Origin of the sequence: Arenimonas terrae (genome assembly GCF_006265115.1) — a bacterium.
Lineage (GTDB): Bacteria > Pseudomonadota > Gammaproteobacteria > Xanthomonadales > Xanthomonadaceae > Arenimonas > Arenimonas terrae.
This window is the reverse complement of the sequence record NZ_SMDR01000002.1, coordinates 354,133-373,906: the sequence shown is the minus strand read 5'-3', so window position 1 is coordinate 373,906 and position 19,774 is coordinate 354,133. Positions and strand designations below refer to the sequence as shown.

19 protein-coding genes and 1 tRNA gene are annotated in these 19,774 nt (G+C 70.3%); 12 read left to right on the top strand and 8 right to left on the bottom strand.

Going from position 1 to position 19,774, the window contains the following annotated elements; genetic code table 11:
• Positions 1-184: 184 nt before the first annotated feature.
• The 5 genes from E1B00_RS10505 (at position 185) to E1B00_RS10485 (ending at position 7,808) form a co-directional block, all read left to right on the top strand.
• Positions 185-1,249: an efflux RND transporter periplasmic adaptor subunit gene (locus tag E1B00_RS10505; RefSeq protein WP_139448486.1), complete on the top strand. Its 1,065-nt coding sequence runs from the start codon at positions 185-187 to the stop codon at positions 1,247-1,249.
• Between the two features lie 21 nt (positions 1,250-1,270).
• On the top strand, positions 1,271-4,393 hold the full coding sequence (locus tag E1B00_RS10500; RefSeq protein ID WP_139448484.1) for an efflux RND transporter permease subunit: 3,123 nt from the start codon (positions 1,271-1,273) through the stop codon (positions 4,391-4,393).
• Positions 4,394-4,670: 277 nt separating this feature from the next.
• Positions 4,671-5,606, top strand: coding sequence for a TrmH family RNA methyltransferase (locus E1B00_RS10495; protein WP_139448482.1), 936 nt, complete (start codon positions 4,671-4,673; stop codon positions 5,604-5,606).
• Between the two features lie 49 nt (positions 5,607-5,655).
• Positions 5,656-6,903, top strand: coding sequence for a M61 metallopeptidase family protein (locus E1B00_RS10490; protein WP_220396272.1), 1,248 nt, complete (start codon positions 5,656-5,658; stop codon positions 6,901-6,903).
• Complete coding sequence (locus E1B00_RS10485; protein WP_139448480.1) at positions 6,903-7,808, top strand: class I SAM-dependent methyltransferase; 906 nt, start codon at positions 6,903-6,905, stop codon at positions 7,806-7,808. Before E1B00_RS10490 ends, E1B00_RS10485 begins: the two co-directional genes overlap by 1 nt.
• Before the next feature lie 9 nt (positions 7,809-7,817).
• Here the strand turns inward: E1B00_RS10485 and E1B00_RS10480 are convergent, their stop codons facing one another.
• The 4 genes from E1B00_RS10480 to E1B00_RS10465 form a co-directional block, all read right to left on the bottom strand.
• Entirely contained in the window at positions 7,818-9,239 is a 1,422-nt protein-coding gene (locus tag E1B00_RS10480; RefSeq protein WP_139448478.1) for a M28 family peptidase, read from the bottom strand.
• 59 nt (positions 9,240-9,298) lie between these two features.
• On the bottom strand, positions 9,299-9,712 hold the full coding sequence (mscL, locus tag E1B00_RS10475) for a large-conductance mechanosensitive channel protein MscL (RefSeq protein ID WP_139448476.1): 414 nt from the start codon (positions 9,710-9,712) through the stop codon (positions 9,299-9,301).
• 49 nt (positions 9,713-9,761) lie between these two features.
• Entirely contained in the window at positions 9,762-10,454 is a 693-nt protein-coding gene (locus E1B00_RS10470; protein WP_139448474.1) for a fumarylacetoacetate hydrolase family protein, read from the bottom strand.
• Between the two features lie 90 nt (positions 10,455-10,544).
• Complete coding sequence (locus E1B00_RS10465) at positions 10,545-10,811, bottom strand: hypothetical protein (protein ID WP_139448472.1); 267 nt, start codon at positions 10,809-10,811, stop codon at positions 10,545-10,547.
• 32 nt (positions 10,812-10,843) lie between these two features.
• Between E1B00_RS10465 and E1B00_RS10460 the strand changes: the two genes are divergently transcribed.
• Positions 10,844-11,173, top strand: a complete 330-nt coding sequence (locus E1B00_RS10460) for a Rieske (2Fe-2S) protein (protein WP_139448470.1) — start codon at positions 10,844-10,846, stop codon at positions 11,171-11,173.
• Here E1B00_RS10460 and E1B00_RS10455 read toward each other — a convergent pair.
• The 4 genes from E1B00_RS10455 to thiS all read right to left on the bottom strand — a co-directional run bounded on the left by E1B00_RS10455 (position 11,170) and on the right by thiS (position 15,428).
• Entirely contained in the window at positions 11,170-13,008 is a 1,839-nt protein-coding gene (locus tag E1B00_RS10455) for an SLC13 family permease (protein ID WP_139448468.1), read from the bottom strand. The two genes, E1B00_RS10460 and E1B00_RS10455, sit on opposite strands and share 4 nt — an antisense overlap.
• Before the next feature lie 8 nt (positions 13,009-13,016).
• Positions 13,017-13,739: a tRNA (guanosine(46)-N7)-methyltransferase TrmB gene (trmB, locus tag E1B00_RS10450; protein ID WP_139448466.1), complete on the bottom strand. Its 723-nt coding sequence runs from the start codon at positions 13,737-13,739 to the stop codon at positions 13,017-13,019.
• Positions 13,740-13,753: 14 nt separating this feature from the next.
• Entirely contained in the window at positions 13,754-14,557 is an 804-nt protein-coding gene (locus E1B00_RS10445; RefSeq protein ID WP_139448464.1) for a thiazole synthase, read from the bottom strand.
• A gap of 670 nt (positions 14,558-15,227) precedes the next feature.
• Positions 15,228-15,428: a sulfur carrier protein ThiS gene (thiS, locus tag E1B00_RS10440; RefSeq protein ID WP_139448463.1), complete on the bottom strand. Its 201-nt coding sequence runs from the start codon at positions 15,426-15,428 to the stop codon at positions 15,228-15,230.
• Positions 15,429-15,486: 58 nt separating this feature from the next.
• Between thiS and E1B00_RS10435 the strand changes: the two genes are divergently transcribed.
• From E1B00_RS10435 to E1B00_RS10410, 6 genes are all read left to right on the top strand, one after another.
• Positions 15,487-15,560, top strand: a tRNA-Gly gene (locus E1B00_RS10435).
• Between the two features lie 65 nt (positions 15,561-15,625).
• A complete protein-coding gene (locus tag E1B00_RS10430; protein ID WP_139448461.1) occupies positions 15,626-16,075 on the top strand; it encodes an ATP-dependent zinc protease family protein in 450 nt (149 codons plus the stop codon).
• On the top strand, positions 16,072-17,004 hold the full coding sequence (gene rimK / locus E1B00_RS10425; protein WP_139448459.1) for a 30S ribosomal protein S6--L-glutamate ligase: 933 nt from the start codon (positions 16,072-16,074) through the stop codon (positions 17,002-17,004). The genes E1B00_RS10430 and rimK overlap by 4 nt, the downstream gene beginning before the upstream one ends.
• A gap of 337 nt (positions 17,005-17,341) precedes the next feature.
• Positions 17,342-17,806: a hypothetical protein gene (locus tag E1B00_RS10420; protein ID WP_139448457.1), complete on the top strand. Its 465-nt coding sequence runs from the start codon at positions 17,342-17,344 to the stop codon at positions 17,804-17,806.
• Positions 17,807-17,808: 2 nt separating this feature from the next.
• Entirely contained in the window at positions 17,809-18,489 is a 681-nt protein-coding gene (locus E1B00_RS10415) for a response regulator transcription factor (RefSeq protein ID WP_139448456.1), read from the top strand.
• Positions 18,490-18,493: 4 nt separating this feature from the next.
• Entirely contained in the window at positions 18,494-19,771 is a 1,278-nt protein-coding gene (locus tag E1B00_RS10410; protein ID WP_139448454.1) for a sensor histidine kinase, read from the top strand.
• The last annotated feature ends 3 nt before the right edge of the window (positions 19,772-19,774 follow it).

Genomic DNA, 19,774 nt, shown 5'->3' with positions numbered 1-19,774 from the left:
CCGCGATCCGCCCTGCACGCCGACGTGACGGGCGGGCCGTACAATCGGCCCCGGGGACAGCGAACTTTCCCCGGGCCCGTGGGTCAGTACCCGGAGCAATCCCTCCGGCGGTGTGGCCGCAAGCGCACCGCCGTGCGGCCGTCCCTCGACGGCCGCCTTTCCAGGATCAAGGAACCCGCCTGACATGACGTCGACCCTGCACAAGCTTCCGCCGCTGCTGGCCCTGCTGCTGGCCCTGTCCGCCTGCAGCGACGCCGAACCGGACCGCCCCCAGGCGCCTGCCGCGACGGTCACCACCGCGGCCGTGGCCAGCAAACCCTGGAGCGACGCCATCGAGGCCCTGGGCACCGCCCGCGCCAACGAATCGGTGCTGGTCACCGCCAAGGTCACCGAGACCGTGGTGCGGGTGAACTTCGAGGACGGCGACCTGGTCGAGGCCGGCGACGTGCTGGTGGACCTGTCGGGCCGCGCCGAAGTGGCCGGGCTCGAGGAAGCCGCGGCGGCCTACCGCGAGGCGCAGAAGCAGTACCAGCGGCTGCAGCAGCTGACCGCGCAGAAGCTCATCCCGACCAGCCAGCTCGACGCCCAGCGCGGCACGCTCGAAGCCACCCGCGCGCGCCTGGACGCGACCCGGGCCCGGCTGTCGGACCGCGTCATCACCGCGCCGTTCGCCGGCGTGCTCGGCTTCCGCCAGGTCAGCCCCGGCACCCTGGTCACGCCCGGCACCACCATCGCCAGCCTCGACGACATTTCGGTGATCAAGCTCGACTTCGCCGTGCCCGAATCCTTTCTCGCCGCGCTCGCCGTCGGCCAGACCGTGTCCGCGCGCAGCGCTGCCTGGCCCGGACGCGAATTCACCGGCACCGTTCGCACCATCGACTCGCGCGTCGACCCGGTGACGCGCGCGGTGACCCTGCGCGCCGAGATTCCCAACCCCGAGCGCGAACTGCGCCCCGGCATGCTGCTGACCCTGCGGGTGTTCCAGCCCGAGCGCCAGGCCCTGGTCATTCCCGAGATCTCGGTGATCCAGGTCGCGCAGGACGCGCACGTGTTCCGGGTCAAGGCCGACGACACCGTCGAGCAGGTGGACGTCAAGCTCGGCCAGCGCCGTGGCGGCGAAGTCGAGGTGGTGGAGGGCCTGGCCGCCGGCGACCGCATCGTCGTCGACGGCACGGTGAAGCTGCGCAACGGCGCGCGTGTGGTCGAAGCGGCCGCCGCGGAACCCGCCGCCGAACAGAAGGGCGCCTGAGGGCGCGCCGGGGGAACCGCCATGGTCCTGTCCGATCTTTCGATCAAGCGCCCGGTCTTCGCGACCGTGATGAGCCTGCTGCTGGTGGTGCTGGGCGTGATCGCCTTCACCCGGCTGACGCTGCGCGAACTGCCCAACATCGATCCGCCGATCGTCTCGGTGTCGGTGGCCTACCCGGGGGCCTCGGCGGCCGTGGTGGAGACGCGGATCACCCAGATCCTCGAAGACGCCGTCGCCGGCATCGAAGGCATCGAAACCGTGGAATCGCGCAGCCGCAACGGCGAGGCGGCGGTCACCATCGAGTTCTCGCTCACCCGCGACATCGAGGCCGCGGCCAACGACGTGCGCGACGCCATCAGCCGGATCATGGACCGCATGCCGGAAGAAGCCGACCCGCCGGAGATCGAAAAGGTCGAATCCGACGCCGAGGTCATCCTCTGGCTGAACATGAACTCCTCACGCCTGGATACCCTGGGCCTGAGCGACTACGCCGAACGCTACGTGGTCGACCGCCTGTCGAGCATCGACGGCGTCGCCCAGGTGCGGGTCGGCGGCCAGCAGCGTTATTCCATGCGCATCTGGCTCGACCGCGAGGCGCTGGCCGCGCGCGGGCTCACCGTCAACGACGTCGAGAACGCACTGCGCCGTGAAAACGTCGAGCTGCCCGCCGGCAGCCTGGAATCGCAGGACCGCGACTTCACCCTGCGGGTGATGCGCGGCTACCAGAAAGCCGAGGATTTCGCCCAGCTCACCCTGGTCAAGGGCGAGGACGGTTATCTGGTGCGCCTGGGCGATGTCGCCACCGTCGAGCGCGCCTCGGCCGAACGCCGCGCCTATTTCCGCGGCAACGGCCAGCCCAACGTCGGCCTGGGCATCGTCAAGACATCGACCGCCAACAGTCTGGATGTGGCGCGCGAGGTCAAGGCGGCGCTGCCGGCGATCCAGGCGACGCTGCCCGAAGGCACCGACATCTTCGTCGCCTTCGACAGCACAACCTTCATCGACGCCGCGGTGAACCGCGTCTACATGACCCTGATCGAAGCGGTGCTGCTGGTGCTGGTGGTGATCTACCTGTTCCTGGGCAGCGCGCGCGCCGCGCTGATCCCGGCGGTGACGGTGCCGGTCTGCCTGGTCACCGTGTTCATCGCGCTTTGGGCCTTCGGCTACACCATCAACCTGCTCACCCTGCTGGCCCTGGTGCTGTGCATCGGCCTGGTGGTGGACGATGCGATCGTGGTGCTGGAGAACGTGCAGCGCCGTGCCGACCTGGGCGAACCGCCGCTGGTGGCGGCGCGCCGCGGCACGCAGCAGGTGGCCTTCGCGGTGATCGCGACCACGGCGGTGCTGGCGGCGGTGTTCCTGCCGATCGGATTCATGGAAGGAAACACCGGCCGCCTGTTCCGCGAGCTGTCGGTGGCGATGGCGGCGGCGGTGATCATTTCGGCCTTCGTGGCGCTGACGCTGACGCCGATGATGTGTTCGAAACTGATCCGCGCGCACGAGGCGCCCAAGGGCCTCAACGCCTGGATCCAGAGCCACCTGAACTCGCTCGGCAGCGGCTATCGCCGCGCCGTCCAGCGCACGGTCGACAAGCCGCTGCTGTTCGGCGTGCTGCTGGTGGCCAGCCTGGGCGTGTCCTACTTCCTCGTGCTGGCCACGCCCGCCGAGCTGGCGCCGCCGGAAGACCGCGGCGCCTTCTTCGTCACGGTGTCCGGCCCCGAGGGCGCGGGCTACGAATACACCGTCGGGCAGATGCACCAGGTGGAGCAGAAGCTGTTCAAGTACCTCGGCGAGGGCCAGGCGATCGACCGCGCCAACACCCGCGTGCCGGGCGGTTTCGGCCCCAGCGGCGAGATGCACACCGGCCAGGCGATCGTGCTGCTCAAGCCCTGGAACGAGCGCGAAGAGAGCACCGGCGAGCTGGTGGAAAAGGTGCGCGCCGACCTGTCGGCCCTGCCCGGCGTGGTGGCGCGGCCGCAGATCCGCACCGGCCTGGTGCGCAGCGGCGGCCAGCCGCTGCAGGTGGTGCTGGGCGGCCCGGACTACGCCGAGCTGGCGCAGTGGCGCGACCGCATGCTGGCGCGCATGGAGCAGAACCCGAAGCTGTTCTCGGCCGATTCGGACTACAAGGAAACCCGGCCGCAGCTGCGCGTCGAGATCGACCGGGCGCGCGCCGCCGACCTGGGCGTCTCGGTGCAGGAGATCGGCCGCACGCTCGAATCCATGATGGGTTCGCGCCGCGTCACCACCTACGTGGAGAACGGCGAGGAATACGACGTGATCCTGCAGGCCCAGCGCGAGAACCGCGCCGCGCCCTCGGACCTCAACAACCTGTACGTGCGCTCGTCGACCACGGGTGAACTGGTGCCGCTGTCGAGCCTGGTGACCCTGTCGGAGCTGGCCGAGCCCGGCCAGTACAACCGCTTCAACCGCCTGCGCGCGATCACGCTGTCGGCGGGCCTGGCGCCCGGCTACACCCTTGGCGAGGCGCTGGAGTGGGTGCGCCAGGTGGCCGAAGAGGAGCTGCCCGAACGCGCGCAGATCGACTACAAGGGCGAATCGCGCGAGTACCAGCGCGCCGGTGGCGCAGTGCTGTTCACCTTCGCGATGGCGCTGCTGATCATCTACCTGGTGCTGGCCGCGCAGTTCGAGAGTTTCCTGCACCCGCTGGTGATCCTGCTGACGGTGCCGTCGGCGCTGCTGGGCGCGCTGCTGGGCCTGTGGCTGTTCGGCAGCTCGCTCAACCTCTTCAGCCAGATCGGCATCGTGATGCTGGTCGGCCTGGCGGCGAAAAACGGCATCCTGATCGTCGAGTTCGCCAACCAGCTGCGCGACGAGGGCATGGCCATCCGCGACGCCATCGTCGAGTCGGCAGCGGTGCGCATGCGGCCGATCCTGATGACCTCGATCGCGACCATCATGGGCGCCGTGCCGCTGGTGGTGGCCGGCGGCCCCGGCTCGGCCAGCCGGGCCACCATCGGCATCGTCGTCATCGCCGGCGTGGCGTTCTCGACCGCGCTGTCGCTGTTCGTGGTGCCCGCCTTCTACACCCTGCTGGCGCCGTACACGCGTTCGCCGGAAGCGGTGGCCCGCAAGCTGGAAGAGCTCGAGCGCGATACCCCCGCCGTCGGCGGTCACGCGTGATTTCAGTGCATTCGCCCTGAAATCCCCACGATCCGCTCTGCGGATCGCGGGCCCCGACTCATCGTTTCCGATCCCCGCGCCTTCGGCGCGCCCCCTTACCAAGGGGGAGTAGTTCCAGGGCATTCGCCCTGGAACCCCCACGATCCGCTGCGCGGATCGCGGGCCCCGACTCATCGTTTCCGATCCCCGCGCCTTCGGCGCGCCCCCTTACCAAGGGGGCTGTCCTCCATCGGGGTCAGGGGGGGGCGTAGAATCTGGGCATTCTTGGAGGGGTGGGATGAGCGATTCGCCGTATCGAGGGCCGCAGGGCAAGCCGCGGGACAAGCGCGAGCGGGAGCGCGACCGCCAGGCGCGGCCGACGCCGGCGGCCGATGCGCGGCGGCCGCCGGGCCGTGGCCCCGGTCGCGAGCATGCGCGCGACCATGCGCGGGACGAAGCCGATGCGGCGCTGCTGCGCGGCGAGGCGGCGACGCCCAAGACGCCGCGCGAGCTGCGGCTGTACGGCCTCAACGCCTGCCTGGCGATGTTCGCGCACCGTCCGCAGGACCTGCGCAAGGTCTGGCTGCTCGAATCGCGCATCCCCAAGCTCAAGGCCGTGCTCGCGCACTGCGTGCAGCACCGCCTCGGCTACACCGTGGTCGGCGACGAGGACCTGCAGAAGCTGTCGGGCAGCGCGCACCACGAAGGCGTGGTGTTCGGGGTGGTGCCAGCGGTCGAACTGAATCTGTCGGACTGGCTGCGCGAACTGCCGGCGGGGCCCGCCGCGGCGCTTTGGCTGGACGGCGTGGGCAATCCGCACAACCTCGGCGCGATCCTGCGTTCGGCCGCGCATTTCGGCGTCGCCGGCCTGCTGCTGCCCAAGGACTCGCCCCTGGCCCTGTCGGGCGCCGCGGCCCGCGTCGCCGAAGGCGGCGCCGAACGGGTGCCGATGGTGCGCATGGGCCGGGCCGACAACAGCCTGGCGCAGCTGCGTTCGGCGGGCTTCGTCGCGGCCGCCACGGTGGTGCGCGGCGGTCAGTCGCTCTACCGCACCGCCTTGCCCGAGCGCCTGCTGCTGATGATGGGCGCCGAGCAGACCGGCGTGGATCCGCTGCTGGCCGAAGCCTCGGCGCTGCGCCTGGGCATCCCGGGCAGCGGCGCGGTGGAAAGCCTGAACGTCGCCTCGGCCACGGCCGTCTTCCTGGGCGAGTGGTGGCGCCAGCGCCAGGGCTGAGCCTCGCCCCTGAATCGGAAGTTCAGACCCGGACCGGCATAATCGCGCCATGAATCCGATCCCCGCCCCGACCCGATCCCGTTTCCACGCCCTGCTCGCCGCGGGCCTGCTGCTGTTCGCCGCGGGCGCAGCGGCGCGCACCGAATACGGCGTGGACTACACCGTGCAGTTCCTGCCCAAGGCCGGCCAGGCCCAGGTCAGCATCGCCATCACGCCCGGCGAGGGCAGCGCCCGCGAGCTGAGGCTGGCCATGCCGGCCGACCGCTACACCCAGGTCACCGGCGACGGCCAGGTCGAGCGCCGGGGCGACACCGTCACCTGGACGCCCCTGCGCGACAAGACCTCGCGCCTGCGCTACCGCTACCGCATCGACCACCAGCGCCGCGACGGCGGTTACGACGCCCGCATCACCGACGACTGGGCCATCGTGCGCGGCGACGACCTGGTGCCCAGCGCCCGCGTGCGCGCCAGCAAGGGCGCCGATTCGAAGGTGCGCCTGCGCTTCGTGCTGCCCAAGGGCTGGACCAATGTCGACACGCCCTTCCTGCGCGCGCGCGACGGCAAGTCCTTCGTCGTGGTCAACGCCGACCGCAGCTTCGACCGCCCCGTGGGCTGGATCATCGCCGGCGCCGTCGGCACCCGGCGCGAGATCCTGGGCGACACCGAGATCAGCGTCGCCGGCCCCAAGGGCGACGTGATCCGCCGCAACGACATGCTGGCCTTCTTCAACAACCTGGTGCCGGAGTTCAAGCGCGCCTTCGGCGACCTGCCGCCCAAGCTGCTGATCGTCAGCGCCGGCGACCCGATGTGGCGCGGCGGCCTGTCCGGGCCGCGGTCGCTGTTCCTGCACGCCGACCGGCCGCTGATCAGCGAGAACGGCACCAGCACGCTCACCCACGAGCTGACCCACGTCATCACCCGCATCCGCGGTGCCGACGGCGACGACTGGATCGCCGAAGGCCTGGCCGAGTTCTACTCGATCGAGCTGCTGCGGCGCGCCGACCTGCTCAGCGACGCGCGCGCCGACAAGGCCCAGGAATGGATGGCCCGGCACGGCCGCGGCATCAAGACCCTGTCCGGCGACCGCTCGCACGGCCCGCGCACCGCCCGCGCCGTGCAGCTCTTCCGCGAACTCGACGCCGAGGTCCGCGCCCGCAGCAAGGGCCGGCGCAGTCTCGACGACGTCGTGCGCGCGCTGATCCCGCTGCGCGAAGTGTCGCGCGAGGACCTGCGCGAGCAGGTGCAGAAGCTCACCGGCGCGCCGTCGGCCGTGCTCGCGACGCCGCTGCTCGACTGATGCGCCTCCTGTCCCGCCTGCGGCGCTGGGTTCCCGGCATCCCCTCGAACGAGCCGCCGCTGTCGCTGGCGCACGACAACTGGCGCGCGTGGTCGGCGTGGCGGGCGCGTCACCAGGGGCGCCTGGACGCGCAGTACCGGCTCCAGTGCGAAGTGGGCCAGGCCGCGGGCGGCGACGGCTGGCCCGGGTGGTGCGGCCTCTGCAGCCGCGCGGTGCACTTCGAGCTGCCTTCGGCCGCGCGCGGCGCCGACGCCAACCTGCGCGAAGAACTGGTGTGTCCCGGTTGCCGGCTGACGTCGCGCAACCGCGGCGCGCTCGCCCTGCTGACCCAGGACCTCGACCGCGCGCAGTCGCGCGTCTACCTCACCGAGCAGGCTTCGGCGGCGTTCGTCTGGCTGCAGTCCGCCTTCAGCCAGGTCGAAGGCAGCGAATACGGGCTGGACGCGTCGTCGCGCCCGCGCCTGCAGGGCTGGTTCGAACACCTGGGCGGCCGCGGAACCCTGGTCGAACGGGACGTCACCCGGCTGGATTTCACCGACGCCTCGCTCGACGCCATCGGCAGTTTCGACGTGCTCGAGCATGTGCCGGACTATCCGGCGGCGCTGGGCGAGTTCGCGCGCTGCCTGAAGCCCGGCGGCCGCCTGGTGTTGACCATCCCCTTCCTGGACGGGGAAGAGCGCACGCTCGTGCGGGCGCGCCTCACCGCCGACGGCGGCATCGAGCACCTGTGCGAGCCGGAGATCCACGGCGACCCGGTATCGGGCGGCGTGCTGTGCTTCTACCACTTCGGCTGGGACCTGCTCGACGCCTGCCGCGCCGCCGGTTTCCACCGCGCGGCGTGGGTGCGCACCTGGTCGCCGCGCGAGGCGATGTTCGGGCTCTGGACCCTGGTCGCGACGCGCTGAGTCCCGGCCTCAGGGCGCCGCGGGTTTCACCGGCAGCTGGCCGAAGTCCACCGTGGTTTCCGCCGCCAGGTAGGCCAGCACCGCGTACGCCGCCACCTGCTGGTCGAGCGCCTTGGCGTCGACCTTGTCGAGCGTGTCGTTGGCGGTGTGGTGGTAGTCGAAATAATCGCTGCCGTCCTGGGCCAGCTGCGCCCAGGGCGCGCCCAGCGCCACGATCGGGCCCACGTCCGGCCCGGCGCTGCCCACGCCCGGCTCGGTGGCGATGCCCAGCGGCGCCAGCACCTCGCCGATCTGCGCGATCACCGGCCATGCGGCCGGGTCCACGCCGGCGCGCAGCGCATAGATCTTGCCGGCGCCGAAGTCGCTTTCCGCGCCGATCTGGTGCGCGCCGACTTCGCCGGCCGCCAGCCGCGCGGCCGCATAGGCCTTGCCGCCGAACAGGCCCTGTTCCTCGTTCGCGTACGCGATCACGCGCACGGTGCGGCGCGGCGCGCGCTTCAGCTCGCCGATCAGCGCACCGGCCGCCATCGTGATGCCGACACCGGAGGCATCGTCGATCGCACCCGTGCCCAGGTCCCAGGAATCGAGGTGGCCGCCGATGGTCACCACTTCGTCGGGCAGCTCGCGGCCGCGGATCTCGCCGATGACGTTGTGCGAGACGTATTCGCCCTGGGTGCCCGCCTCGATGTCCAGGCGCACGGTGAGCGGCTGGTCGCGGCGCAGCAGGCGCTCGACCTGGTCGGCGTCGGGGTTGGACAGCGCGGCGGCGGGGATCGGCGCCACGTCGGCGGCGTAGCGCATCACGCCGGTGTGCGGCAAACGGTCGCTGTCGGTGCCGACCGAGCGGATCAGCAGGCCGGCGGCGCCCTTGCGCGCAGCTTCCGAAGCGCCCGAGGCGCGGATGGTCGAACCCGGGCTGTAGCCGTGGCCGTCGCGATGGCGCTCGATCCGGTAGCCGACGTAGGCGATCTTGCCGGCCAGGCTGCCTTCGGGCGCGGCCTTGAGCGCGGCGAGGTCGGCGAAGGCGACCACCTCCGCCTCCAGCGGCCTGCCGCCGGTGCCGATGCTGCCGCCGAGCGCGGTGATCGCCAGCGGCTGCGCGAACGGGCCCACGACCTCGGCGCGCTCGTGGCCACGGCGCCAGACCGGGAAGCTCACCGGCTCCAGGTAGACCTTGTCGAAGCCCATGGCCTCGAACTTGGCCTTGGCCCAGGCGACGGCGCGGGCATCGGCCTCGGTGCCGGCCAGGCGAGGGCCCACTTCGGTAGTCAGCGACTCGACCACGGCCCAGGCCGCGCTGCCGCGCAGCGCCTGCTCGCGCAGGGCGGCGGCGGTGTCCAGGTCGTCGGCGTCCAGGCCGGTCTGCGCGACCGCCAGGGACGGCAGGAAGGCGGCGAGGGCGGCGGCGAGCAGGGAAATCGGAAGACGCATTCGGGGCTCCGTAATGAAAACGCCGGCCTTGCGGGCCGGCGTCGGTTGGAAGGCGCGACTCAGCGCTTGAGCGCGTCGCGGATCTCGGTGAGCAGCTTCACTTCCTCGCTGGGCTCGGCCGGTGCGGCGGGCGCCGCGTCCTGCTTGCGCTTGAGCGAGTTGATCACCTTCACCGCGACGAAGATCGCGAAGGCGATGATCAGGAAATCGACGATGGTCTGGATGAAGGCGCCGTACTTGACCAGCACGGCCGGCACCTCGGCGCCGGCGGCGTCCACGGTGGCGGCCTTGAGCTCGATCGCCAGGTCGCTGAAGTTGACGCCGCCGACCAGATAGCCGATCGACGGCATGATGATGTCGTTGACCAGCGAAGCGACGATCTTGCCGAAGGCGGCGCCGATCACTACGCCGACGGCGAGATCGACGACATTGCCGCGCATCGCGAATTCCTTGAACTCGGAAACCATGCCCATGTGCGTTCTCCGGTGGTGACGCGGAACCAGAATCTACACCGCGCGCGGCCTAGACGATACGGCCCGACAGTTCTACCAGACCGTCGATGCCGGCGTGGTAATGATCTTCCGGCGCGAGCGCCGCCACGCCGGACGGGGTGCCCATGAACACCAGGTCGCCGGCCTTGAGCGCGAAGAGCTTGGACAGTTCGTGCAGCACTTCGGCCACGCTGAACACCATGTCCCCGAGCTGGCCCTGCTGGCGCAGTTCGCCGTTCACCGTAAGCCAGATCCGCCGCGAGAACACATCGCCGGCCGACGCCGCCGGCACCAGCTCGCTGGCCGGCGCGGAGTGGTCGAAGCCCTTGCCGGTATCCCAGGGCAGGCCCTTGGCCTTGGCGGCCGCCTGCAGGTCGCGGCGCGTGAGGTCCAGGCCGACGCCGTAGCCAAACACCAGGTCCAGCGCGCGTTCGACCGCGACCACGCCCTCGCTGCCGCGGTCCAGCGCCACCACCAGCTCCACTTCGTGGTGCAGGTCGCGGGTGCCGGGCGGGTAGGGCACGCTGCCGCCGCCGGGCACGACCGCATCGGCGGGTTTCATGAAGAACACCGGGTTGCCGCGGTCGACGCTGGCGCCCATTTCCTTCGCATGCTCGGCGAAGTTGCGGCCGACGCAGTAGATGCGGCGCACCGGGAACAGGGCGTCACTGCCGCGCACCGGCAGGCAGGGGGTGGCGGGAACGGGGATGACGGTTCGGGTCATGGCGCGGCTCCGGGGCGAAGCGCCAAGTCTAGCCGCGTCGGCGGCCGGGTCGTGCCGGGTGGTGAAACGGAGTGGTGCGGACCGATGCGCTCAGCGCAGGCCGAGGCGGGCGTCGGTCTTGTCCACGAGGGTGTATTCGCCCTCGATCACGCCTTCCTGCGCACGCGGCGCCGGACGGCCCGGACGCAGCAGGCGGCGCGCCGCCGCGAACAGCAGCATGCCCAGGCCGATCACCAGGCCGAACACCACCAGCAGCACCAGCAGGCACAGGCCGAGCAGGCCGACCAGCACGCGCAGCAGCGGGCTGCGGGGCTTGCTGGGGCAGTAGCTGAACAGGCGCTGGAAACGGAAGGGCATGGGCGGCGTGGCAGAATGCAGGGAGACGGAGTATGGCGAGGCCCGATGTGGAAAGTGTAAGCGGTTCGTTAATCCACCTGGCCGAGTGGCCGCCGGAGGGGCTGTCGGAAATCGAGGTGAAGATCGACGGCGAGCCGCAGTCCCTGATCCTGCGCCGCCATGGCGAACGCCTGCAGGCCTGGCTGAACATCTGTCCGCATGCGGGCCGCCGGCTGGACTGGGCGCCGGGACGTTTCCTGGTCGACCAGGGCCGCCTGGTCTGCGCTGCGCACGGCGCCAGCTTCGAGATGGAGCACGGCGAATGTGTCGCCGGGCCCTGCCGCGGCGCGTCGTTGGTGGCGGTCGCGGTGCGCGCCGGCTAGAACATCAGGTTGACGATCACCAGCACCGCGACCAGGTAGAGCAGGGTCAGGGGCGCACCGGTCCGCCACAGGTCGCGCGAGCGGTAGCCCGCCGGGCCGGTCACCATCGCCAGCACCGGGTTGGACACGCTGAGGAAATTGTTCGAGGCCGACAGCGCGACGATCAGCGCGAAGGCGAGCGGACTGCCGCCCGCGGCCAGGGCCACGTTGATCGCCATCGGCACCATCACCACGGTGGCGCCGACGTTGCCGATGACCAGGGCGAAGGCGGTGGCGAGCAGGCCGATGGCGGCCTCGATCACCCAGATCGGCACATCGGGCCCGATGCGTTCGAGCACCTGCTGGGCCAGCCAGCCGGCGGCGCCGGTCGAATCCATGGCCCAGCCCAGCGGGATCAGGCAGGCCATCAGGAACACGGTCTTCCAGCTCACCGCGGCGTAGGCCTCGTCCATGTTCAGCACGCCGGCCAGCATCATCGCCGCGGCGCCGGCCATCAGCGCGATCGGCACCGGCACCAGGGTGGTCAGGGCCAGCGACATCGCGGCCACGAACACGCCGATCGCCCACCACAGCTTGTGCGGCCGCTGCTCGCCCTTGGGGTAGTCGGTGACCACGACGAAGTCGCGGCTCTCGCTGGCCTGCGCCAGGTCGGTCCAGATGCTGTGGAAGACCAGCATGTCGCCGGCCTTGAGCGGCATGCGGCGGACGTCCTCGCGCCAGACCTGGTTGTCGCGGTTGATCGCCAGCAGGCTGATGCCGAAGCGCTTGCGCAGCTGCAGCTGCGCCTGCGACTTGCCGATGAAGGTCGAGGTCGGCGGCAGCACCGCCTCGGAAATGCCCGAACGGCTCGGGTTGAACAGGTCGGCGAAGTTGCGCAGGCGCGCCGACATGCGCAGCAGGTTCTTCTGCGCGTAATCCTGGATCGCCTCGCGCGGGCCCATCACGCCCAGCACGCTGCCGACCCAGATCATCTGGTCGGCCGGCGGCGCCAGCCGCGCCTCGTTGCCGCTGAGCAGGGCCAGGAACAGGGGCGCATCGCGCTGCGCCTCGGCCTCGCCGACCGACATGCCGACGAGCGGGCTCTCGGCGGTGACGCTGAGCTCGAACACGTCGCCGTCGATGCCGTAGGCGTTGGCGAAATAACTCTGGGTGCGGCTGGGCGCCACGCCCTTCTCTTCGCCCTGGCCCAGCAGCTTCGGCCCCAGCCAGCGGAAATACACCAGGCCGATCGCCAGCAGGGCCAGGCCGATCGGCAGCGGCGCGAACATCGGCAGCGGCTTGAGCGTGGCCACGCCCGAGGGCAGGTTGCCGTTCGCCGCCACCAGCAGGTCGTTGAGCAGCATCAGCGGCGAGTTGCCGATCATGGTCAGGCCTCCGCCCATCACGATGGCCGCGGCCACCGGCAGCAGCAGCCGCGACAGGCCGATGCCCGACCGGCCCGACACACGCGCGGCCACCGGCAGGAACAGCGCCATCACCGACGGGTTCTGCATGAAGCCCGAGATCAGGCCGGCCATGGTCGAGGTGAGCAGGATCAGCCGCTCCTCCATGCCCTTGGACACGCGCAGCAGCCACACCGCCAGCCGGTTGAGCGCACCGGTGCGGTCCAGGCCCGCGCCCAGGATCATCGTGGCGATGACGGCGATGACCGCGTTGCCCGAGAAACCGTTGAACAGCTGGTTGGCCGGCACCAGCCCGGTCAGCCCCAGCGCCACCAGCACCACCAGGGCGGTGGCGTCGGCGCGGATGCGCTCGATCATGAACATCACGATGGTGAAGCCGACCAGCCCCAGCACGAGCATCATGTCGCGGGTGAGGGTCAGGCCGGTCTCCATCGTCTGCGCTAGGCCCCCGGCAAACGGTCGTACAGCAGGTCCCAGACGCCGTGGCCGAGTTTCAGGCCGCGGGTTTCGAAGTGGGTCTGGCGGCGCCATTCGGGCCGCGGCACGAACCCGCGCGGACCGGCGCGGTTGCGCAGGCGCGGTTCGGCGTCGAGCACGTCCCACAGGTGTTCGGCGTAGTTTTCCCAGTCGGTGGCCAGGTGCAGCAGGCCGCCGGGTTTGAGGCGGTCGCACAGCAGCGACACGAACTCCGGCTGCACGAGGCGGCGCTTGTGGTGGCGCTTCTTGTGCCAGGGATCGGGGAAGTAGATGCGCACCTCGTCCAGGGACGCCGGCGCCACGTCGTCGCGCAGCACCTCGACGGCGTCATGCTGGTAGACACGCAGGTTGCGCAGCCCGGCGGCCGCCGCGGCGTTGAGCAGGCGACCGACCCCGGGGCCGTGGACTTCGACGCCGATGAAATCTCGCTCGGTCTCGCGCTCGGCGGCATACAGCAATTGCTCGCCGTTGCCGAAGCCAACTTCCATGACAAGCGGGCCCGACCGCCCGAACATGTTTCCGAAGGCCTGCTGCTCACCGCGGTAATCCACCCCCAACGAAGGCCAGTGCAGTTCGAATGCCCGCTTCTGCGCTTCGGTCTGCCGACCCTGGCGCAGCACGAAGCTGCGGATCGGGCGATGCCGTGCGGTCTGATCCGGTGTGGTGTCGTCGTTCGTTCCGGACATGCCCGCCGCCGCCCTCAGAGGAAGTGGCCGTCGAGCGGCGAGGAGGCGTTGGCGTTGCGTTTTTTCGGGATGCGGCCGGCCAGGAAGGCCTCGCGCCCGGCCTCGACCGCCTTGCGCATGGCGCTGGCCATCAGGATCGGATCGCGCGCTCCCGCAATCGCGGTGTTCATCAGCACGCCGTCGCAGCCCAGCTCCATCGCGATGGCGGCGTCGGACGCGGTGCCGACGCCGGCATCCACCAGCACCGGCACCTTGGCGTTCTCGACGATCTCGAGGATGGACCAGCGGTTCTGCACGCCCAGGCCCGAGCCGATCGGCGCGGCCAGCGGCATCACGGCCACGCAGCCGATCTCTTCCAGGCGCTTGGCGACGATCGGGTCGTCGCTGGTGTACACCATCACTTCGAAGCCGTCGGCGACCAGGATCTCGGCGGCCTTGAGGGTCTGCACGACGTCGGGATACAGGGTGCGGGCATCGCCCAGCACTTCGAGTTTGACCAGCCGGTGGCCGTCGAGCAGTTCGCGCGCCAGGCGGCAGGTGCGCACGGCATCGTCGGCGCTGTAGCAGCCGGCGGTGTTGGGCAGCAGGGTGTAGCGGTCGGGCGGCAGCACGTCGAGCAGGTTCGGTTCGCCCGGGTTCTGGCCGATGTTGCTGCGGCGGATGGCCACGGTGACGATCTCGGCGCCGGCGGCTTCGGTGGCCAGGCGGGTCTGTTCGTGGTCGCTGAACTTGCCGGTGCCGGTCAGCAGGCGGGAACGATAGGTCTTGCCGGCGATCACCAGGGGATCGGCGGGCATGGGGGCTTCTGCGCGATTCATGCCCGGATTATGGCCCGATCCGCCGCACGAGTTAACCCTTTCTTAAGCCCCCCATTCACTCCTCGTTCCCGGCTTGCGCCCCGTTCCGGGCGCAGGGGAGCTCTTCTTGCTCGAGGGCGGTTGATCCGGCGTGCGCCGCCGCAGACCAGAGGGGGTACCTGCCCGCTCGGGCGGCCGCTCTCGGGCATCCTGCCCTTCGCGGCACTTGGACTCCTGTCCGGCGTGAGCGGCATCCTGCCCAACTCACGAGCGGCCGTTGCGGGCATCCTGCCCTCCACTTCAGGGACCCCCTCTTGTCTACGTCGTCGCCACGGAGCGGTGTCGCGAGCCGATGGGATAAGCGCGTGCCCCCAGAAGGCACGGAAGCTCGTCGATTGGTCGGGATCGGCTGCAAGGGCAGAGCAGGGCGAGCGGCGAGTTGACGTCGGAGATGCCGAGGGCCTAGTCAAAGCGAGCCTTTCAAGTTCGATAGCCCGGCCCGGAGGGTTCGCAGGCCGTCGTGCGTGAGGGCTCTTTCCGGGGCTTCGAAAACATGGACGTTTTCGAAGAGCCTCCATGGATGGATTCACGGCGTCCCCGGAAAGAGCCCTCACGTACGGCGGCCTGTCGCCTGGAACGAGCCCGGCGCCAAGGCCCAAAACCGCCCTGCTTGCGCAGCAAGTCGAGGGGCTCAGCCGCCGCCGATGGCGTGGATGATCTCGACCCGGTCGCCGTCGGCCAGCGCGTGCTGGTCGTGCTGGCTGCGCGGCACGACCGCGAGGTTCACCTCGACCGCGACCTTGCGGCCGCCGTAACCGGCCAGCGCGAGCAGGGCCGAGACCGTGGTGCCGGGGGCGATGTCCCGGGATTCGCCGTTGAGCGTGATCTGCATGCCGGGATTTTATCGCGTTGCGGCCTGCCGCGGCCGGCCGGCATAATCAGCGCCGAACGCGGGTGTAGTTCAATGGTAGAACTGCAGCTTCCCAAGCTGCTAACGTGGGTTCGATTCCCATCACCCGCTCCATCCTTCCCCAACGGCGGCCATGTGCCGCCGTCTTCGATGGGGCCCCGCCCAACCCGGAGGACGCCATGCCGCACCCCGTCCCCCTGGGCTGGCGCGAATGGCTGGCCCTGCCCGAACTGGGCATCGTTGCGATCCGCGCCAAGGTCGACACCGGCGCGCGCTCCTCGGCCCTGCACGTGCTCGACCAGGAGTGTTTCGTGCGCGACGGCGTCGAGATGGTCCGCTTCCTGCTCGACACCGGCGTGCCCGGCGCGGCCCCGCAGCCGGCCGAAGCGGCGGTGCTCGACCGCCGCCACGTCACCGACTCCGGCGGCCACCGCACCGAACGCATCTTCATCCGCACCCGCCTGCGCCTGGCCGGCATCGAATGGGCCGCCGAAGTGAACCTGACACAGCGGCGGAACATGCTCTTCCCCATGCTGCTCGGCCGCACCGCATTGGCCGGGCGATTCCTGGTCGATCCGGCCAGCTCCTTCCTTCAGGGCGACCCGCCCGAGAGTCCCCCGACGCCGTGAAGATCGCCATCCTCTCCCGCAACGCCAAGCTCTATTCGACCCAGCGCCTGGTCGAGGCCGCGCGCGTGCGCGGCCACACCGTGCGCGTGCTCGACCCGCTGCGCTGCTACATGCAGATCGCGCCCGGGCAGTTCCTGCTGCGCTACAAGGGCAAGCCGCTGAGCGGCATCGACGCGGTGATCCCGCGCATCGGCGCCTCGGTCACCTTCTACGGCACGGCGGTGCTGCGCCAGTTCGAGCTGATGGGCGCCTACACGCCCAACGGTTCCGACGCGGTGCTGCGCGCGCGCGACAAGCTGCGCTGCCATCAGATCCTGGCCGGCGAGGGCCTGGGCCTGCCGGTCACGGTGTTCGGCGACAACCCCGACGACACCGGCGACCTGCTGGGCATGCTCGGCAAGCCCCCGCACGTCATCAAGCTCAACGAGGGCACCCAGGGCACGGGCGTGATCCTGGCCGAAAACGCCGGCGCCTCGCGCAGCGTCATCGAAGCCTTCCGCGGCCTGTACGCCAATTTCCTGGTCCAGGAGTTCATCGCCGAGGCCAAGGGCGCCGACCTGCGCTGCTTCGTGGTCGGCGACCAGGTGGTGGCGGCGATGCGCCGCCAGGCCGGCGAGGGCGAGTTCCGCTCGAACCTGCACCGGGGCGGCAAGGCGACCCCGGTCAAGCTCAGCGCCGCCGAAATCGACACCGCCCTGCGCGCCGCCCGGGCCATGGGGCTGGGTGTTGCAGGCGTGGACCTTCTGCGCTCGAAACGGGGGCCATTGGTGCTAGAGGTGAACTCAAGTCCCGGTCTGGAGGGCATCGAAGGCGCCTCCGGGGTGGATGTGGCGGGCGCGATAATCGATTTCGTTACCTCTGCGGTCCGACCCCGGGGCCGGAGCCGGGCCAAAACCGCCGCCCGCAAGCGCCCGTTAACCAAAGGCTGAAGCTGATTTAACGGGCCTTTAATACCCGGCAGCCTAGGCTTGCCGGGCCGGTAAGCCTGCCAGGTCACCTCCTCGTCAGAGCAGCACCAAAGCGGATTACGGCAATCGGGGCAGTAGCAACCTTTCGGCCCGGGCCAGGCGCACTCGTGGCGTCCCCCGGGCCATTTTCTTTGCCGGACCCGGTTTGCCGCGCGCTGCTTAACATCTGGCAGAATCGAATCGCCTCACCGCTCGTCAGCCTTTGTTTTCTTCGGCGGGAACCGGTTGTTGGTCGCCGGGCATCTGGCAGAATCGAATCGCACCACTCCGTATCTCTCTTCTTTCACGAGGATTCGACATGTCCAAGACGTTGCTGATGATCCTGCTGTTGGGTTTTTCGAGCGCCGCTTCCGCCACCGCCGAGCCGGCGGTTTCCGTTACCGAGGGCAGCTTCGCCGCCCAGGCCCGCGCCATCGAGAAGTCGCTGGCCGACGGCAAGACCTATGCCGAGATGAGCCGCGCCGAGCGCGACGAAGTCCGCACCCTTCTGGGCCGCATGGCCAACCGCCTCGAAGGCGTCCAGAACGTCGAGGAGCTTCCCGAGGACGACCGCCTCGAACTGTTCAACGACCAGGAGCGCGTGAACGCGATGCTGGTGAAGGGTTACGCCGACAGCCGCCTGGTCTGCGACAAGCGCGGCCGCACCGGCACGCACTTCCGCGAGACCAAGTGCCAGACCGTGGCCGAGCGCCGCCGCCGCGCCGAGGCCGACCAGAACAGCATGCGCGCCCTGCAGCGTTCGCCCGTTCCGCAGAGCAACTGAGCATGCGGATCCTGGTCGTCGAGGACAATCGTGACATCGCCGCCAACCTCGGGGACTACCTCGAGGACCGCGGCCACACCGTGGACTACGCCGCCGACGGCGTGACCGGCCTGCACCTGGCGGTGGTGAACGACTTCGACGCCATCGTGCTCGACCTCAACCTGCCGGGCATGGACGGCCTGGAGGTCTGCCGCAAGCTGCGCCAGGAAGGCCGCAAGCAGACCCCGGTGCTGATGCTGACCGCGCGCGACTCGCTGGACCACAAGCTCGAGGGCTTCGAGTCCGGCGCCGACGACTACCTGGTCAAGCCCTTCGCCCTGCAGGAAGTGGAAGCCCGCCTGGCCGTGCTGGCCAGGCGCGGCAAGGCCGCCCAGCCGCGCGTGCTGGGCGTCGCCGACCTGGAATACAACCTCGACACGCTCGAGGTGCGCCGCGGCGGCAAGCTGCTGCAGCTCAACCCGACCGCGCTCAAGATCCTGCAGTCGCTGATGGAGTCCTCGCCCTCGGTGGTCACCCGCCAGGAGCTCGAGACCCGGGTCTGGGGCGAGGAGCTGCCCGATTCGGACAGCCTGCGCGTGCACATCCACGGCCTGCGCGCCGCGGTGGACAAGCCCTTCGACAAGGCGCTGATCCAGACCCGCCACGGTATCGGTTACCGGATCGCCGACCCCGACGCGAGCTGATTCCATGCGCTACCGGCATCGGCTGCGCACGCGCATCATCCTGTCGTTCCTGCTGCTCGGCTTCGGGCTGACGGCGCTGTTCGCGGGCGCGACCATCTACCTGCGGGCCCGGCTCGAGAACCAGCTGGTCGAATCCTGGCTGCTGCGCGAGGCCGACAACTTCGTGCAGTTCAAGCGCGAGAACCCGGACCCGACCGCGCCGTTTTCGTTCTCGCGCCAGATCGAGGCCTTCGTCTACCGGCCCGACAGCGCCAACATCGCCTTCGCCTGGCGCGACCTGCCCACCGGCATCCACGACCTGCAGGAAAACGACCGGCGCGGGCGCCTGAAGCAGTACAAGCTGGCCGTGCACCGCACGCCGGACATGGTCGGCTTCCTGCGTTACGACTACACCCAGGAGGCGCTGAGCCAGCAGCAGATGCTGATCACGCTGGCGGTGGCGGTGGTGTTGCTGACCCTGCTGGCCTGGCTGGTCGGCGTCTGGTCCTCGTCGCGGGTGATCAGCCCGGTGACCGAGCTGGCGCGCCGCGTCGAAGGCATGTCGGGCAAGGACCGGCCCGAGAAGCTGGCCCCGCATTTCCCCGACGACGAAGTGGGCGAGCTGGCCGCGGCGCTCGACGACTACGCCGAGCGCATGACCGAGCTGGTGAAGCGCGACCGCGAGTTCAACTCCGACGTCAGCCACGAGCTGCGCACGCCGCTGGCGGTGATCCGCGGCGCCACCGAGCTGGTGCTGGCCAACCCCGACCTGCCCGAGAAGATGCGCCAGCGCCTGCTGCGCATCGACCGCGCCGCCCAGCAGTGCACCGACCTCACCACCGCCCTGCTGATGCTCTCGCGCGAGGAGCGCGGCACCGGCCGCACCAACCTGCGCCGGCTCGCGCTGCAGCTGGCCGAGGCCAGCAAGCCGCAGCTGGGCCAGAAGCCGGTGGTGCTGCGCGTGGTCGGTGGCCAGGACGTATTCGTGGACGCGCCCGAGGCCGTGCTGGCCGTGGCCCTGGGCAACCTGATCGGCAACGCCTGCAAGTACACCGCCGAGGGCGAGGTGGTGATCATCGTCGAGGCCGGCGAGGTGCGGGTGGAAGACACCGGCCCGGGCCTGAGCGTCGAGGACGCCGCGCGCCTGTTCGAACGCGGCTACCGCGGCTCCAGCGCCGGCGGCACCAGCGGCGGCGGCATCGGCCTGTCGATCGTGCGCCGGTTGTGCGAACTCTACGGCTGGCAGGTCAGCATCGCGCCGGGCGAGGAGCGCGGCGCGGTGGCGGTGCTGCGGTTCGGCTGAACC